The 17984-nt window shown below is 35.8% G+C and carries 14 protein-coding genes and 1 tRNA gene; 10 read left to right on the top strand and 5 right to left on the bottom strand.

What is annotated here, in order from left to right:
* The first annotated feature begins 5 nt into the window (after positions 1–5).
* From MST30_RS03115 to MST30_RS03070, 10 genes are all read left to right on the top strand, one after another.
* Positions 6–1202, top strand: a complete 1197-nt coding sequence (locus MST30_RS03115; protein ID WP_243472954.1) for an FtsW/RodA/SpoVE family cell cycle protein — start codon at positions 6–8, stop codon at positions 1200–1202.
* Positions 1202–2296, top strand: coding sequence for an undecaprenyldiphospho-muramoylpentapeptide beta-N-acetylglucosaminyltransferase (murG, locus tag MST30_RS03110; protein WP_243472953.1), 1095 nt, complete (start codon positions 1202–1204; stop codon positions 2294–2296). The genes MST30_RS03115 and murG overlap by 1 nt, the downstream gene beginning before the upstream one ends.
* The gene (gene murC, locus MST30_RS03105) at positions 2297–3649 is read left to right on the top strand and encodes a UDP-N-acetylmuramate--L-alanine ligase (protein ID WP_243472952.1); all 1353 of its coding nucleotides are present in this window, start codon (positions 2297–2299) and stop codon (positions 3647–3649) included.
* A gap of 130 nt (positions 3650–3779) precedes the next feature.
* Positions 3780–4358 carry a cell division protein FtsQ/DivIB gene (locus MST30_RS03100; protein ID WP_243472951.1) on the top strand — a complete coding sequence of 193 codons (579 nt, stop codon included), beginning with the start codon at positions 3780–3782 and terminating at the stop codon, positions 4356–4358.
* Between the two features lie 3 nt (positions 4359–4361).
* Positions 4362–5693 (top strand): cell division protein FtsA, encoded by a 1332-nt coding sequence (gene ftsA, locus MST30_RS03095; protein ID WP_243472950.1) that lies wholly within the window; start codon positions 4362–4364, stop codon positions 5691–5693.
* A gap of 159 nt (positions 5694–5852) precedes the next feature.
* Positions 5853–7775, top strand: a complete 1923-nt coding sequence (ftsZ, locus tag MST30_RS03090) for a cell division protein FtsZ (protein ID WP_243472949.1) — start codon at positions 5853–5855, stop codon at positions 7773–7775.
* Positions 7776–7923: 148 nt separating this feature from the next.
* Positions 7924–8373, top strand: a complete 450-nt coding sequence (locus tag MST30_RS03085; protein WP_243472948.1) for a GatB/YqeY domain-containing protein — start codon at positions 7924–7926, stop codon at positions 8371–8373.
* A 59-nt stretch (positions 8374–8432) separates the two neighbouring features.
* Positions 8433–8506: transfer RNA gene (locus MST30_RS03080), tRNA-Arg, on the top strand.
* A gap of 331 nt (positions 8507–8837) precedes the next feature.
* Positions 8838–9704, top strand: a complete 867-nt coding sequence (locus tag MST30_RS03075; RefSeq protein WP_243472947.1) for a zinc-dependent peptidase — start codon at positions 8838–8840, stop codon at positions 9702–9704.
* A gap of 51 nt (positions 9705–9755) precedes the next feature.
* Positions 9756–10703, top strand: coding sequence for a UDP-glucuronic acid decarboxylase family protein (locus MST30_RS03070; protein WP_243472946.1), 948 nt, complete (start codon positions 9756–9758; stop codon positions 10701–10703).
* Between the two features lie 72 nt (positions 10704–10775).
* On the opposite strand, the gene MST30_RS03065 is transcribed toward MST30_RS03070, so the two are convergent.
* The 5 genes from MST30_RS03065 to MST30_RS03045 all read right to left on the bottom strand — a co-directional run bounded on the left by MST30_RS03065 (position 10776) and on the right by MST30_RS03045 (position 17848).
* Positions 10776–11345, bottom strand: coding sequence for a hypothetical protein (locus tag MST30_RS03065; RefSeq protein ID WP_243472945.1), 570 nt, complete (start codon positions 11343–11345; stop codon positions 10776–10778).
* Between the two features lie 93 nt (positions 11346–11438).
* Positions 11439–12497 carry a nucleotidyltransferase family protein gene (locus tag MST30_RS03060; protein ID WP_243472944.1) on the bottom strand — a complete coding sequence of 353 codons (1059 nt, stop codon included), beginning with the start codon at positions 12495–12497 and terminating at the stop codon, positions 11439–11441.
* 29 nt (positions 12498–12526) lie between these two features.
* Positions 12527–13660, bottom strand: a complete 1134-nt coding sequence (locus tag MST30_RS03055) for a hypothetical protein (RefSeq protein ID WP_243472943.1) — start codon at positions 13658–13660, stop codon at positions 12527–12529.
* 18 nt (positions 13661–13678) lie between these two features.
* Positions 13679–13840, bottom strand: coding sequence for a hypothetical protein (locus MST30_RS03050; protein WP_243472942.1), 162 nt, complete (start codon positions 13838–13840; stop codon positions 13679–13681).
* A gap of 171 nt (positions 13841–14011) precedes the next feature.
* Positions 14012–17848, bottom strand: coding sequence for a T9SS-dependent choice-of-anchor J family protein (locus MST30_RS03045; protein WP_243472941.1), 3837 nt, complete (start codon positions 17846–17848; stop codon positions 14012–14014).
* Positions 17849–17984: the final 136 nt, after the last annotated feature.

The raw sequence follows: 17984 nt of genomic DNA, 5'->3' as shown, positions 1-17984 counted from the left end.
TAAGCGTGCAAAATATTTTTTCACAAATAAAAGGAGATAGAGCCATATGGGCAATAGTAACGCTATTGGCCATATTCTCATTTTTGCCAGTTTATAGTGCTGCCAGCAACTTGGCATATGTTGGCGGTACAGGTAACACTTTTTCTTTTTTTGTGAAGCACTTTATGCACTTGTCGCTAGGTTTTGCGATTATGTATGCGGTTCATAAAATTCCGTACAGGTATTTTAAAGGGCTTTCTATGGTGCTGATTCCTGTGGTATTAGTACTTCTTTTGATTACAATTTTACAGGGTTCAACCAATTCTCAAGGTACAAATACAAGTCGCTGGATACAAATCCCAATCGTAAATATGTCCTTTCAAACATCTACACTGGCAGCGGTTATTTTAATGGTGTATGTGGCGCGTTATCTTTCAAAAATAAGAGAGAAAAGTGTAAGTTTTAAAGAAACTATTTTACCACTTTGGGGACCAGTATTTTTTGTTCTAATTCTTATTCTTCCTGCCAATTTTTCTACAACAGCTATCATCTTTACTATGGTTATGATGTTGGCATTTATAGGTGGTTATCCAATAAAATATCTCGCAGTAATAATTGGTTCAGGATTGTTGGCTTTGGTACTATTTGTCTTGGTGGCGAAAGCATTTCCAGATGCCATGCCAAATCGTGTAGACACTTGGATGAGCAGAATTGAAAATTTTGCAAATGGAGAAGATACAGAAGAAGATTATCAAATTGAAAAAGCAAAAATTGCAATCGCAACAGGTATAAAACCATTAGGCCCAGGAAAGAGTGTTCAGAAAAACTTTTTGCCACAATCATCATCAGATTTCATATTCGCAATCATCATTGAAGAGTATGGTTTGTTCGGTGGTATATTTTTATTGGTGATGTATTCTTGGCTGTTGTTTAGAATTGTTGTGGTGTCGCAAAAAGCAGATACCGTATTCGGAATGTTGCTGGTGCTCGGTGTCGGTCTGCCAATTGTGTTTCAGGCACTAATTAACATGGCTGTTGCAGTTGAGTTATTTCCGGTAACAGGGCAAACCTTACCATTAATAAGTAGTGGAGGTACGTCTATTTGGATGACCTGTATGGCTATAGGAATAATATTAAGTGTAAGTGCTAAGCGCCAAGAGATAAAAGAAAATGAAGTTCTAGAGGGTGATAACCCTTTGGATATTTTAAGTGAAACAATTTAATGAGTAACTATAAATTCATATTGTCAGGTGGTGGTACAGGAGGTCATATATATCCTGCTATAGCTATTGCTAACGAACTGAAATCGCGCCATCCGGATGCTGAATTTTTATTTGTTGGAGCATCAGACCGTATGGAAATGGATAAAGTGCCACAGGCTGGTTATGAGATTGAAGGCTTGTGGATTTCTGGTATTCAAAGAAAATTGACACTGAAGAATTTAATGTTTCCTTTTAAGTTGATGACAAGCTTATTAAGATCTAGAAAAATCATAAAAACCTTTAAGCCAGATGTGGTAATAGGTACTGGTGGATTCGCAAGCGGACCATTATTACAAATGGCAACATCTAAAGGTATACCATCATTAATACAAGAACAGAATTCGTATCCAGGAATCACTAATAAATTGTTAGGTAAGAAAGTTGACACCATTTGTGTGGCTTATGATGGTTTGGAAAAATTCTTCCCAAAAGAAAAATTAAAGTTGACAGGCAACCCAATAAGAAAAGATTTGTTGGCTGTAAAAGGAAAGCATATTGAAGGTAAAGATGTATTTAAGCTTATTCATAGTAAGCATACATTGTTGGTGCTTGGAGGAAGTTTGGGAGCGAGACGCATCAATGAACTTATTGAAACAAATCTTAGTTTTTTTGAAGAACAAAACGTGCAGCTCATTTGGCAATGCGGTAAGTTGTATTACGATAGGTATAAGCAGCATAATGATTTAAAACATGTTCAGGTGCATGCCTTTTTAAATAACATGGATATGGCCTATGCAGCTGCAGATGTCATTATTTCAAGAGCTGGTGCGATTTCGGTCTCGGAATTATGTATTGTTGGTAAGCCAACCATTTTTATACCATCTCCTAATGTGGCAGAAGACCATCAAACAAAGAATGCACAGGCTGTAGCAGATAAAAATGCAGCGATTTTAATTAAGGAAAGTGATTTAGATAGTGACTTTCAAAATCATTTTTCAGAATTAATTTCAAACGAAGAAAAGCAGTCAGAACTAAGTAAAAATATTGAGGCCTTAGCATTGGTGAATGCAACAAATGATATTGTTGATGAGGTGGAAAAATTATTAAAAAAATAAATGAACCTAAAAGCTATAAATAACATCTATTTTATCGGTATTGGTGGTATCGGTATGAGTGCATTGGCACGTTATTTTGTAGCTAATGGCAAAGATGTTGCTGGTTATGATAAAACGCCTTCGGATATTACTGAGAGTTTACAGGAATTAGGTGTTGAGGTTCATTTTAATGATAGTATTTCAGAGGTTAAACCAGAGTTTTTAGATAAAGAAACGACGCTGGTTGTGTATACTCCAGCAATTCCAAAAAACCATTCAGAGTTAAACTACTTTAAGGATAACGGTTTTAAGGTATATAAACGTTCTCAGGTACTTGGTGAAGTTACTAAGCAAACGACCTGTCTTGCTGTTGCAGGAACACATGGTAAAACAACAACAACAAGCATTTTAGGACATTTATTGAATGAATGCGATGTGCCAGTTACAGCCTTCTTGGGTGGAATTAGTGAAAACTACAACTCTAACTTAATCCTAAATGGTACTGAAGTTACAGTAGTGGAGGCCGATGAATTTGATCGTTCTTTTTTAACCTTATCGCCAGATTTGGCGTGTATCACTTCTATGGATGCGGATCATCTCGATATTTATGGTGATGCTACTGAACTTACAAAAACATTCAAAGCGTTTTCAGAGTGTATAAAGCCTAAAGGTAAGCTGTTTGTAAAAAGTGGATTACCATTAAAAGGTATCACCTATGGTGTTGATGACAACGCTGATTACAGTGCGAAAAATATTAGAATAATTAATGGTAGTTACGTGTTTGATGTGAAAACACCTAACGGAATACATAAAGATTTTCAATTTAACCTACCTGGTAGACATAATTTGTCGAATGCAATAATCGCCTTGGCGATGGCTGCTGATTACGGTTGCCCTTACCACCAGCTCGCCAAGGGTTTAGCATCTTACAAAGGGGTTAAAAGACGATTTACGTACCAGATCAAAACTAACGATTTTGTGTTTATTGATGATTACGCACATCATCCCGAAGAAATAAACGCAGTGCACCAGGCTGTTAGAGAAATGTATCCAGATAAAAAAGTCCTAGCCATTTTTCAACCGCATTTGTACAGTCGTACCCGAGATTTTGTTGATGGTTTTGCACAGAGTCTTTCAAAATTCGATGAAATACTGCTGTTAGATATTTATCCAGCAAGAGAATTGCCGATTGAAGGAGTAACGTCGGAATGGCTGTTAGATAAAATTGAAAACCCAAATAAGAAGTTGATTTCTAAGTCAGCTATTATAGATGAAATTAAAGTTTCTGATGCACATGTTGTTTTAACAATAGGAGCAGGAGATATTGGAGTAGAAGTAAAACATATAAAAGAGGCCTTTAGTGTTGCGAGTTAATCTTAACTACATAAAAGTTGTTGTGTTGCTGATTTTGGTTGGCTTCCTTTTTGCGTTTTCTAATTACAGAAATGATAGGCGAATTATACCGAAAGAAAATATAGAATTTATAGGTAGAAGTAAGCTTTTTATGACCGAGTCAACTGTTAGTAAATTGTTAATACAAAATCAAGCCGCAGTTGCGGGACAACCTAAAGAAATTATAGATTTGAACGATTTAGAAGCTGCCCTAAATTCTAATCCAATGATAAAGAAAGCAGAGGTGTTTATGTCAGTAAACGGTGAGCTTTCAGCAGAAATTGAACAAAAACGACCTATCGCTAGAGTGCATACTAATGCATCGTATTACATAGATGATGAAGGCTCGTATATGCCCTTGTCTTCAAATTTTGCAGCTAGAGTGCCATTAGTTACTGGTAATATTAAGAAAAATAACCTCAATACAGTGTTTCAATTTGCAAAGGCGGTAGATGAGGACGAATTCTTAAAAAAGCATGTCATTGAAATTCATCAAAACGATGATGGAACCATTGATTTTAGAGTTAGAAAAAGCAATTTTAAAGTTCATTTAGGAACCTTAAAGCAGCTTCAGAAAAAGATAAATAATTTCAAAGCCTTTTATCAGAAGGCTTTAAAAGATAAGATTTTAGATAATTATAAGCTTGTAAATCTCAAATTTGACGAACAAGTGATTTGCACCAAAATTTAGACTATGGACAAGCATCAAATTTCGGTAGGTTTAGATATAGGAACCACAAAAATTGTGGCCATGATTGGTCGCAAAAACGAGTATGGTAAAGTTGAGATACTTGGTGTAGGTAAATCCAAAAGTTTGGGTGTGCATCGTGGTGTTGTAAACAATATTACGCAGACGATACAATCTATTCAGCAAGCAGTGCAAGAAGCAGAAGCTGCAGCATCAGAAAAGATAGAAGATGTGACTGTTGGTATTGCAGGTCAGCACATTCGTAGTTTACAGCATAGTGATTACATCACCAGACCAAATTCTGAATTGGTTATCGATGAAACAGATATAGATCGTTTAATAAACCAAGTTCATAAACTGGTAATGCTTCCAGGAGAGGAAATCATTCACGTGTTACCACAAGAGTTTAAGGTTGATGGTCAGGCAGAAATAAAAGAACCAATTGGTATGTATGGAGGAAGGCTAGAGGCTAACTTTCATGTGGTTGTTGGTCAGGTGTCATCAATTAGAAATATAGGTCGCTGTGTTAAAAGTGCAGGATTAGAATTAGATGGTATCACCTTAGAACCTTTAGCGTCAGCAAATGCCGTATTGAGTCAGGAAGAGAAAGAAGCTGGTGTAGCGCTAATTGATATCGGTGGAGGTACAACAGATTTAGCTGTATTTAAAGATGGAATTATTCGTCATACAGCGGTAATTCCATTTGGAGGAAATGTCATTACAGAAGACATTAAAGAAGGCTGCTCAATTATAGAAAAGCAAGCCGAATTATTAAAAATAAAATTTGGCTCTGCGTGGCCAGGTGAAAATAAGGATAACGAAATTGTGTCTATTCCAGGATTACGAGGAAGAGAACCAAAAGAAATTACCCTAAAAAACTTGTCAAAGATTATACATGCCAGAGTGGTGGAAATCATAGAGCAAGTTTATGTAGAAATTAAAAACTACGGACACGAAGAGCAAAAGAAAAAACTAATTGCAGGTATTGTTTTAACAGGTGGTGGAAGTCAGTTAAAACATTTAAAGCAATTGGTAGAATATATAACCGGAATGGATACCAGAATAGGATATCCTAATGAGCATTTAGCAGGAGATAGTGATGAAGATATTGCTAGCCCTTTATTTGCTACAGCAGTTGGTTTAGTAATGGATGGTCTTAAACGTCAAGACCGAAAAAAAGCTGAGCAAGTAGAAGAAGCGGTTCTTGAAACTGAAGGAGAAGAAACAATTGCCGAAACGCAAGAAAACATCGTCACTGAAGCACCTAAAAAAGAACGCCGTTCATTTTTAGATAAGTTAACAGAGCGTGTAAAAGAGTTTTTAGACAACGCAGAGTAGGGCTGAGTGTAAAGAAATTGTCCAGTGGACAATTTTAACGAAGAGCCAGCGCTGAGGCGAGGGCAACAAGAAATGTAATATGACGATTTAAATAATCATTATATAACAAAAAAATGAAATTAATTAAGACATATATAAAATCCCATAATCTCAAAAAATATGAGTAGTAGCAACGAATTTGGAAACATCGCATTCGATTTACCAAAACATCAATCTAACGTTATAAAGGTTATTGGTGTTGGTGGAGGTGGTAGCAATGCCATTAATCACATGTTTCAACAAGGTATTAAAGGAGTAGATTTTGTAATCTGTAATACAGATGCGCAAGCGCTTCAAAGTAGTGGTGTTCCAAATAAAATACAATTAGGAGTTAACTTAACCGAAGGATTAGGTGCTGGTGCTAACCCAGATGTTGGTGAACAAGCAGCAGTAGAAAGCTTAGAAGACATTCGTAGAATGTTAGATACCAATACCAAAATGATATTTATCACTGCCGGAATGGGAGGTGGTACAGGTACTGGTGCTGCACCAATCATCGCAAAAATGGCTAAGGAATTAGACATTCTTACCGTTGGTATTGTTACGATGCCGTTTCAGTTTGAAGGTAAGATGCGTAACGAGCAAGCGCAACGTGGTGTAGAAAACCTTAGAGAGCATGTAGATTCTTTAGTTGTAATCAATAACAATAAGCTACGCGAGGTTTATGGTAACCTTGGATTTAAAGCAGGTTTCTCTAAAGCAGATGAAGTCTTATCAACGGCATCTAGAGGTATAGCAGAAGTTATAACACATCACTATACGCAAAACATCGATTTACGCGATGCTAAAACAGTATTAAGCAATAGCGGAACAGCCATTATGGGATCGGCTACAGCTTCTGGTCAGACCAGAGCGCAAGAAGCTATTATGAAAGCTCTAGATTCACCACTGTTAAACGATAATAAAATTACTGGTGCCAAAAACGTATTGTTGCTTATCGTTTCGGGTTCTCAGGAAATTACAATCGACGAGATTGGTGAGATTAACGACCATATTCAAAATGAAGCAGGTCATGGAGCTAACATTATTATGGGTGTTGGTGAAGATGAGTCATTACAAGAATCTATTGCGGTAACAATTATTGCAACAGGTTTTGATATCGATCAGCAAAACGAAATTTCTAATACCGAAACTAAAAAAGTAATTCATGCTTTAGAGGAAGAGGTCATTGAAGAAGTAAGTACGCAAGAAAAAGAACCAGCAATCATTACTCCAGATATCTTTTTAGAAGAAAAGAAGGAAGATCCAATAGTGCGTCATACGCTTATAGATGAAAACGACACAGAAACATCAGCAAAGCATGATATGGATTTAATTCCTACGACAGATTTATTGAGAAACATGGATGTGGTATATGATGAAGTCTTAGACACTAAGGCAGAATTAAATGTAGAGCCAGAGGAATTTATCATTACACCAATTGAAAATAAAGCGGAAACTATCATTGAAGAGAAAGAAGAGCAGATTACATTAACGTTTGATTTGCCTTTATCTAACAATGAACCAGAAACCGTAGAGGAACCAGAATCTGGAGAAGAAATGATGTTCTTCAGTTTAGATGAAGATGTAAAAGATATTGATGTTAATGAGCCTGTTGAAATAATTTCGGTAACAGAAGTTAATGAAAAAGGGGAGAAGCGCTATGCATTAGACGATGTAGAAACGTATGAGTCATCGATGAACACTAAAGTAGAAACTGAGGTAAAAGAAGAGATTGTTTTTGAAAAGAAAGTACTTCCTGTTGAAGAAGCCGATGAGATTTCAGAGGATGATATCGACCCAATGAACAGTCCGATTTCAGATTTAATTAAAGCACGTGCAGATGAGCGCAGAAAGCACATGAAAGAGTTTAATTATAAGTTCAATACGGCTAAAATTGACGAAATAGAAAAAGAGCCTGCTTACAAAAGACAAGGTGTTAACTTAGAAGATGCACAGCATTCTTCAGAAACCAATGCTTCAAGACTATCTGTAGGTACAGATGATAATGACGATATTCAGTTAAGAAGCAATAATTCATTCTTACACGATAACGTAGATTAATAGCAATTCAGTTTAGTGTTATCACACCAGCGTCGAGCCCAAAAAGTACCCTCAAACTTTTTGGGCTTTTTGTTTTTTCAAAGTTTCCATATCATAAAGAAACCTAACTTTTTTAGTATCTTCGCACTTCTAATAGATTAAGGATATTATGAGTTTACAAGATAACGTAATGACTGCGATGAAGGCAGCTATGAAAGAAAAGAATCAAACAGCTTTAGCAGCTTTAAGAGCTGTAAAATCTGAAATTTTATTAGCCAAAACAGCATCGGCCGGAACTGATGAGTTAACCGAAGAACAAGAGATTAAAATCTTGTCTAAAATGGTGAAGCAACGTAAAGATAGTGCTGCCATTTTTCATGAACAAGGAAGAGATGATTTGGCGCAACCAGAGTTAGACCAGGCAGAAGTGATAAGTCAATTTTTACCAGAAGCTTTAAGCGAAGAAGAAATTGAAAAAGTAGTGGTGTCGACTATAGAAAGTATAGGAGCAGAAGGCATGAAAGATATGGGAAAGGTTATGGGTATTGTCAGTAAAGAATTAGCAGGTAAAGCAGACGGCAAAACAATTTCTACGATTGTAAAAGCTAAGCTGTCTTAATTTATAATATGTGTTGTGTTGTCACCTTGAGCGCAGTCGAAAGGTCTCATTCATCACAAGGCCTCGTAGTTCAACTGGATAGAATATCAGATTTCGGCTCTGAGGGTTGGAGGTTCGAATCCTCTCGAGGTCACGAATACATACTTCAATAAGAAAAAACGCCAAGCTTGCTTGAGCGTTTTTTCGTTTGAAGTATGTTCAAAGCGGAGCGCAAAAGGATGCGCAGCAATCCGTTGAGAACCGCTTTGTTGAGTATGTTCAAAGCGGAGCGCAAAGGATGCGATAGCAATCAGTTGAGAACCGCTTTGTTAAAGGGGTTAGACTATCTAGTCAAGTTCGCTTGAGCGGATACCTTCACCAAATAACCACAGGATATTTGATTTTGATAGGCAAAATAATGTTCAGGTAGTGTTTTCTGTAAATGTTTAGAGCTCCGCTTGCGTATTTCTTTCTATATTTAGGCAATGATCTTAATCTACGTTCAAGACACCCAAAACCCTGAGATAAGCCCAACGTTTAAGCTGGTGATGTTAATCATTTTTTTTGTCGGTATGGCCACTATAGTGCTGTCCAAGTTTTATGCGTTTTTTGAATCTATCTATGCTTCAAAATATCACAAACCCTTCTTTTTAAATACAATGTTGTTTAAAAAAGAACTATCAAACCGTCAGCAATCTATACTAGAGCAGCAGTTTAGTTTTTATAACAAACTAAAAAAAGAAGAACAAGCTATTTTTAGACATCGATTAGCAATATTTATTAATAGCAAGGAATTTATCGGTAGAGAAGGTTTAAAGGTAGATGATGAGATGAGAACATTAATTTCTGCTACTGCTGTAATGTTAACATTTGGGTTTAGAAATTATCGTATTGAATTGCTAGATAAAGTCATAATTTACCCAAAATCGTATTACTCAAAACTCAATGAAACCTACCACAAAGGGGAAACGAATCCGCAGTTAAAGGCGATTGTTTTTTCTTGGGAAGATTTTAAAAAAGGCTATGATATCGGTGATGATAATTTAAACTTAGGGATTCATGAGTTTGGCCACGCCATACATTTAAATGCTTTTAAAGAAAACGATGTTAGTAGTGAAATTTTTAAAAATGGCTTCAATACATTGGCTGCGTATTTGCAAGAGCATAAAATGGTTAGAGATGATTTAACGGCATCAAAATATTTTAGAGCCTATGCTTATACCAATAAGTTTGAATTTTTTGCTGTACTGCTAGAAAATTTTATGGAAACACCAGAGGAGTTTAAAACCAAATTCCCAGACTTATATAGATACATAAGGCAAATGTTGAACTTTAATTTTGCAGGATACTAAAGACTAAGAAATAAGCATTATTTTTGAAGTATAAGTAACGATAAATTACACATGAAAAGAATATTAGTAACAGGTGGAGCGGGATTTGTGGGCTCACATCTATGTGAGCGTCTTTTAAATGAAGGAAATGAGGTAATCTGCCTAGATAATTATTTTACAGGGTCTAAGCGTAATATAGAGCATTTAATGGACCATCATTACTTTGAATTGGTAAGACACGATATTACCAATCCCTTTATGGCAGAGGTAGATGAAATATACAATTTTGCTTGTCCGGCATCTCCTGTACACTATCAGTATAATCCTATAAAAACAACCAAGACTTCTGTAATGGGAGCGATTAACATGTTAGGATTGGCCAAACGCGTTAAGGCTAAAATATTGCAGGCGTCTACAAGTGAGGTCTACGGTGATCCTACGGTACACCCACAACCAGAAAGTTATTGGGGAAATGTCAACCCTATAGGTCTACGTTCATGTTATGATGAGGGTAAGCGCTGTGCAGAAACGTTATTTATGGATTACCATAAAGAGAATAAAGTAAAGATTAAGATCATACGTATTTTTAATACCTACGGCCCAAGAATGCATCCACAAGATGGTAGAGTGGTATCTAATTTTATTGTACAAGCTTTAAAGGGTGATGATATCACAATTTTTGGTGATGGTACCCAAACCAGAAGTTTTCAATATGTAGATGATTTAATTGAAGGAACTTTTAGGATGATGAATACTCCCGATAGTTTTATAGGGCCAGTAAATATTGGTAACCCAAAAGAGTTTACCATGCTCCAGTTAGCGGATGAAATTATTGACCTCACAGGTTCAAAATCTAAGATAACATACTTGCCACTTCCAGAGGATGATCCAATGCAACGTCAGCCAGATATAAGTTTAGCTAAAAAAGAGCTAGGTGGTTGGGAGCCGAAAATAAACTTAAGAAAAGGACTAGAAAGTACTATTAAGTACTTTGATGAATTATTAAAGATAGAGAGCTAATATCTCAATATGGGTACAAAAAAAAGTCTCTTTCAATAAAGAGACTTTTTTATTTCTATTTGTATTTGAAAATTACCATAAAGCAAATACAGCTTGTATATGTGTTTGGTAATGGTTGTTGTCTAATCCACTTTTAGCATGATCCATTGCAAATTTACCAATAACTTGTGCTCTTATCCCAAATGTTTGTCTTCTGTTTAACCAAAATAATACACCACCACCAAGGTTTAGAGAAATGTTTGTTTCATCTACAGAAAAGAAACCAACACCTGCGTTACCATAAAAGTCAATCCAATCAGCAGATGGGAAAATATGTTTACCAAAATAGTACTTAGCGTGTGTATCAAATGAGTAATAGGTATAGTCATCTTGAAGTTCTACACCGTCTATCTTATCACCTTTAGCAAATGAATTTAAGGTAAAGGCCTGCTCAATTGATAAGCCTGAAGTCCATCCCACTTCTATACCTAAAGAAATAGGTAGATTAGTGGCCCAATCTGTCATTCCATTTACAGGAGATTGTGTTCCGGCACTGTTAACAGCATTAAGACCAACACTTCCAAACCATTCAGCAGAATCAGACTGGCTATAGGAATTGAATGTTAAAGTTAAAAGGGTTGTTAGTAAAAGTAATTTTCTCATAAAAAATTTTTATTTAAAATTCAAAGTTAAACTTTATGGCTTATAAAACAAATAAAGACACAAAGTAATTTATTTTTTGATATAAATATATAATTAAGTGTTTTTCAAAACAGACCTAATATACTTAATAATTCGACTTCTGTCTTTTAATAAAGCAGTTCTGTAATCTTTATTTTTTATAAAATATGGGATTCTTCCCATAATTGTCCATAAAAAATCAGTAAGTTTTAAAATCTTATTCCATATTCTATAAAAACTGAGATGCTTCAATTTATAGCTATAAAACCAGGTTGTAAAATTTGCAGTCTTATAGGTTTTAGGAAAATCTTCAAAAAACAGACCTAGTATGCTAAAGTACTTTCTTATGACTTTAGTAGTTGTACCCAGAATCACATGATCTTTATTGTTCAGAACCACACTGTCATAAGCAGATCTAAAATTTATGCTATTGTATAGGCTGCCTTTATCATTAACCTGATAGTTAAGGATATTGTGAAGCATCAAGTGTTTTGGAGACGGCAAAGCAATATGATTAATAGTCTGTTTAGAAGCCAGTATATTCGTGTTGCTCAAGGTATCTTCTTTGTATGATACGAAGAGTTTTCTATGCAATTCAACAGCACATATATAGCTGTCGGTTTTTAATCTTGGTAAATGCTTATGCTCAAAAAAATCATTACCTAAGGTCTGTTCAATAGGATAGTAGCTGTTATCTTTTAATAACTGAAAAGCTAAATCAAGCTGGTCATTAGATATTAAGATATCAATATCACCCAGCATGCGTTCTGCTATGTCATCATAATAGTCACCAGAAATTAAAGCAGCCCCTTTTAAAAATACATGATCTATTTCATGAGTCTTCAATAACGCGGAGAGCGTGTTTACTTGATGTAATATTTGGAGATTTCTATGCTCATTGAGCGCAGTAATTTCTTTTAGATAAGTATCTAGCTCTTCGGGTAAAAGATGGGTAAGCTGTTTAGACTTTAAACGACAATAAATTGCCGGAAGCACAAGGTGTTTGCTGCCTTCAATCACAATGTTATCCCAATTAAATGCTTTGCCGCTAAGCGTTTTTTCTAATGTGTCTTTAGAAGACGTGTAGCTCAGGATGTCTGCTATATTTTGATATGTCGTGGCAAGGTTACCCATTAGGAAGCATATGTCTGCACTAAATATAATTAATGGTTCTTAAACCGATTAAAGCATTTAGTTATTTCTTCAGTAACACTCTCTGTATCACTATAGGTTAATTGATAAAGAGGTGTTTTAGATAACCAATCTAAAAACGACTTAGCATGCAGAGGATCTGGTGAAAGCCAAGACTCAGGGATTAGGGTTTCTAATGCCTCCTTTATAGAACGCAATTCAAGTGTGGTGTCGCTATCTTTAGTATAGTTTACCATAATAATTGCGCGGCAAGGGTAATGATTTTTATTAGGAGTTTTGCAAGGTAGGTATTTAATCACTCCTTTCGTCTTGTTAAAAACCGTATCTGGAAGCTCATCAAAACCATTAACCAGTGGTCTCAATAAACTAAATGCACCTTTTTTTATGGATATTGCCGAAGGGTTATGGTAAATATGAGAATCTGCAGCAAGCATGGGAGAGACATCATCAGCAACTAATTCAAAACCTTTAGCGGTCAATAAGGCGCATAAGGTACTTTTTCCTTTACCAGATGCACCAACGAATAAAATTGAGTTTTCGCCATCCGATATGGTTGAACCATGAAAAGTGCCCAGCCAATCCGATTCTTCGTTATCGTGAATAAAAGAAAGAAGTTCCATGGCAAACTTACCTTGTATGAAGTGGTAATTTTGCTTAGGTACTATTCTTACCAGTACTTCATTTTTAAATAAGCAAAGTTGATCGCTTTCTATATAAATGTCGAAAATAACACTTGGAGAAACGTTGTTTTCTGTTTCTAAATGTGCAATACTGGGATGAATGGTTTTTTTTATTAAATCAGAGTCGAAATTAACTTGAAATGCTTTATCCTTAAAGACGTACTGCTTTGAAATCTTACGTTTAGAAACTATAAAGTCTGTACTAAGTAATTCATCAGAACCATGCTCTGCATTACATTGTTCTAAATAGGATTGTAAGTTTTTAGCAATTGTATCAGCATCTAAACTTGAATCAACACGCGCTATTTTAGATTTGAATGCATCAAACGAAACACATTCTAAGTAGTCGTATAGAAGATGTTTAAAATCATCATCTACAACACTATAACTATTAGATGTTTCATACCAAAGTACCCAATAAGAACCAAACAACCGTTGGTATGTCGGTGCTAAGTTGTTATTCAAAGCGATTTGAGATTAACCTTATATAAGAGGATTTCCTCCTGGATCTGGAGGAGAAGATGTTTGTGCTTTAAGGGGATTTAAAATCACAAAAGTTCCTACAGCGGTTAATGCCGCATACTTACCCATTTTTTTTATGGCGTCTTTACGAGTGATTTTGTCTGTATGGTTGTCTTTCTTCATGACGAGGGTTTAATTCAAAATAATGTATTTAACAATGGATAAAATAAAAATTGATTTTTTATTTAAACTACATAAGTAAGGCTTTTTAACCAATTATTTGTCTAATATATAAAATAAAGTTAAAAAACCTTACAAATTCCATATACTTACGTTAATATTTTTAAGGTTATTTTATTTCAGAATAATTTTCTGAGTCTTAACCGTATTGCCATTAGCAAGTTTTACAATATATACACCTGTATTTAAATTGCTAACATCAATGGTCTGTAATGTTGTGTTAGAGGCAAGTGCTTTAGAAGCAACTACACGTCCTTGTATATCATAAACATTAGCAGAAGTACCTTCGGTTAACTGACCTGCAATAGTAACAGTTTTGTTAGACTGATGTGTATAAATAGAAACACCTTCAAAAACAGTATTTGTAATTGACAGCGCACTATTTGAAAATCTTAAATAAAAACGTCCGGTTCCATTTAAATCCTCAGATGGTGTTAATACATAATCCGAGGCATTTAATAATGTAGATGTGCTAGTTAATGTATCATCTAAATACACTTCAATAGAAGCTGGTAAAGTATTTTCAACAATACTGAATGTTAACTGCTCACTCATATTTGCATTTACGCCAAGTGGAATAATAACATTATTATAGTCTGTATCACTTAATGCTTGTAAAGCAATAGGAAGTCCTGTATTATCTTGAACTAGGTGTGAGTAAAGTGCAAAACTTGGTGCAGAACCACCCCAAATTACAGCATCGTAACCTGGATCAAGGCCTTGGCTAGCATCAGCATCAAAATAGAATTCTGTACTGTAATCATTGTTAGCTGTATAGGCTTTTAACTCAATAAAAGTTAAAGGGTTATTATTTCTTCCGGCAATAAAATCATCAGAAGTACCTGTCGTTCTCATAGCAGCCGTAAACTCTATATCATGGTCAGCAATTAAAGTACCGTTACCACTTGCGGCTACAAAGAATCCTTGTCCAGGTGCTAAGTAACGCCCAGCATCGTTTGCTAATGTAATAATGTCCCAGCCGTCAGATGCATCACCATCATAACCATAAATACCAGATAAAGCGTCTAATAAATCAATATTTCTTTCTCCAGAAGTTTGAGTGCTTACAACATGGGTTAAGAATGCTTCTACATCAATGTAAGAAGGATAAGGATTTCCTATCAAGTTCCATTCAGCATACGAAGCACCTGTACCTATAGTTATATTCTTAAGTACATCACCAGTGTTTACGGTTCCGGTAAAGGTTAAAGTTGCTCCATCAGTAGTAGCAGCTCTGTACCCTGTAGCGGCATCTAATGTTGTTGCTGCATTTGTTGTGGCATCATAATTTTCATAAACATCAGTATTGTTATTAAAAGGAGCAAAAGCTCTTACAGAACCAGATGCAAGTAAATTAGTATTTGCACTGTCAAAACTTCCAAAAGCTTGGCCTGTAACAGGTGCAGATATTAAGTCGTTATCGTTGTTGGTTGCGTCATTGGTATACGAATTAACAGCTCTTGCATAACTTACACTACCTGTAAGACTACCAGTACCCTCAATAATCAAACTTGAGTATGAGTTTGATACAGATTCTAGAGTAGTAGAGTTCGCTGTTAAGGTTACACCAGTATTTATAGTTAGACTTGCTCCAGGGTTTACTGTAACCATACTTATATCGGTATTAGTAGAAATAACAGCATCGCCAGAGTCTACAACAATATTGTCATTAACAGTAGCACTGCCATTAGGATCGCTCGGTGACCAACTACCATTATAAGTAAATACAGTAGGTGTTGTAGTTACGGTGACATCTGCATCTTCAAAACCACCTGAACCATTGAAACTAAATGTAAAGCCTACTATAATCTCGTTAACACCTGTTACATCTATAGTTGTCGGACCTACTGCTAGAGAACCTTGATAACTACTGTCAAATACAGAGCCTAAGTTAGTTGCTGAACCTCCGTCTAATTTATACCACCATTGGAATTGTTCACCACCAGCATTAAATGGGTCTCCAACTGTACTTCCAAAAGTTTCGATATCTATAGAAGTTTCTCCAGAGACATCAATAGCAAAAGTTTCAAAATTTCCTTCTCCACCCCAATCAGAACTCTCAATTAAGCCGTCAACAGCGTTAGATCTCAAGTAATTTCCACTACCATCTGTGCTAGGTGCGCTATTGTAATAAATTAAATAATTAGTTCCACAAGCTTCACCACTATTTCCTGGAGGGTTACCACTATCGTGTTCTAAGTTGGTGTTGCCACTTACACCATTAAAAGGAAAAGCTGTTGAAGTTCCTGCACAAGAAACAAAAGTGACGTCACCGCTTAAACTAATGTCTTGCTGTGTTGCACCTGTACTAGTTGCAGATAGAGTACCACTGTATGTGTTAACAGACAAGCCAGAAGCTAAACGCACATAGATCGTAGTTGTTGTTACGGTTCCGGCAGTTTCTGTAAGTGTTACAGATGAACCAAAACCAGAACCAGATGTTGTAGAAACTTCAAAATCTGCAGGTGCTGTTATAGTAATGTCTGTGGTTAAACTACTACCTTCGGCTGTAAATGTTTGTTCTGCTGAAGGACCACTACCATCAGCATAGTCAAAACCTGAAAGTGTACTTTCTGAAAGTGTAATGCTTGGTGTAGATGCTGTTGTAATATCAAAATCTTCGATTCTCCAAGCTTCTGTAGTTCCGCCACCAGTACCTGTTGAGGTATAGCGGAATGCAAAGTGTACCGCAGTACCAGAAATACCAGATATGTCAATATTACCAGAGTTTCCGCTAGAGTCATTAGCTGGCCAAGTAGGACTTAGTGTATCAACCCAAGTGGTTGTAGAAGGGTCTCCGGTATAGTTTGTGGTATACAATAACTCAATTTGTGGACTTGTAACATCTGCAAACGACGTGGAGCTATTAAAACTCAAAATCTCTCCAGTTTGAGCATCCATATCAAATGATGGACTTATAAGGTAATCATCAGCAGGGCCAGTAGAGCCAAAAGCATTAGCCTCAAAATAGCCACTGCCGCATGTCCACTCAGTATCTGCACCTACAGTAGCAACGGTCCATTCTTGGGTACCGCAATCAGAAAAGTCTTCATTATATGGTATAGAAGCTGATGGTAAATCGTCATCTATAACAGTAATGGTATGTTGACTTGTACTAATGGTTATACCTGTAGCAGAGGTCTCTGTTATATCTAAAATAATGGTCTCATCATCAGAGTCAGCGTCTGCATTGATATCTAAAGAAATGTTTAAAGTGCCATCAGCTGTAAAATTAAGTTCAGTTGTATTTAGTGTGTAGTCACCGCCCTCAGCAGTACTACTACCATTAACAGTAACACTTAAATCTACATCAGCGCTATAGTTACTTAAAGTAACTGGAATATCTACTGTAAAAGTACTGTTAGTTTCATTTTCTGTGGAAGAATTAGTGTCAAAACCAACAATTGGTGTGGATGCAGAATAAGCTGTCCAAGTAAAATTATCAACCATTAGTCGTTCAGTAGTGCCATTAGATATTATTCTTACACCAATATTGTTGTTTCCGCTATTTATAGTTCCATTTATTGTTTTCCAGTCTGAATCATTTGTGACTGAGGAGTTGATTGTGCTTGATGGTGTCCAAGAACTACCATTATCTGTGGTAGTTTCTACACTAAAGTCTGTAGCTGGTGAACCATCCCATCTTCTGACTTCAAATGAAAAGGTAGAGATACCTCCTGTACTAACAATCATTGTTAAAGAAGTAGATGCATTATTTCTTAGTCTAACGGAATAAGTTCCTAATGCACCAGGAAAACCATCTTGATTTGTTGTTCCATTTCTGAGCACATCGACACCAGTCGCAGTAAAGGTACCATCAGTGTATGTATAGTTTCCATACGATGTAGTACCTGGGTTCCAGTTTGACAAATTATCAAAGTCAACAGTCGTCTGCCCAAATCCAAGACTTGTAGCAAAAATAGCGATTAAAAATGCGTAAAAATTCTTCATATAATTTATATTATGTTTATAATTTATATGCAGGTGCGTATGTAGGTAGAAATGAGATTCAAAGATATGGAAACCGTAAATCTATGAACAGTTTGCAATATTAACAAACTGTTAATCTATAACTTTAGAAATTTTT

This window comes from Winogradskyella sp. MH6, from assembly GCF_022810765.1.
Taxonomy (GTDB): Bacteria; Bacteroidota; Bacteroidia; order Flavobacteriales; family Flavobacteriaceae; genus Winogradskyella.
This window is presented reverse-complemented; position numbering and strand designations above follow the sequence as displayed.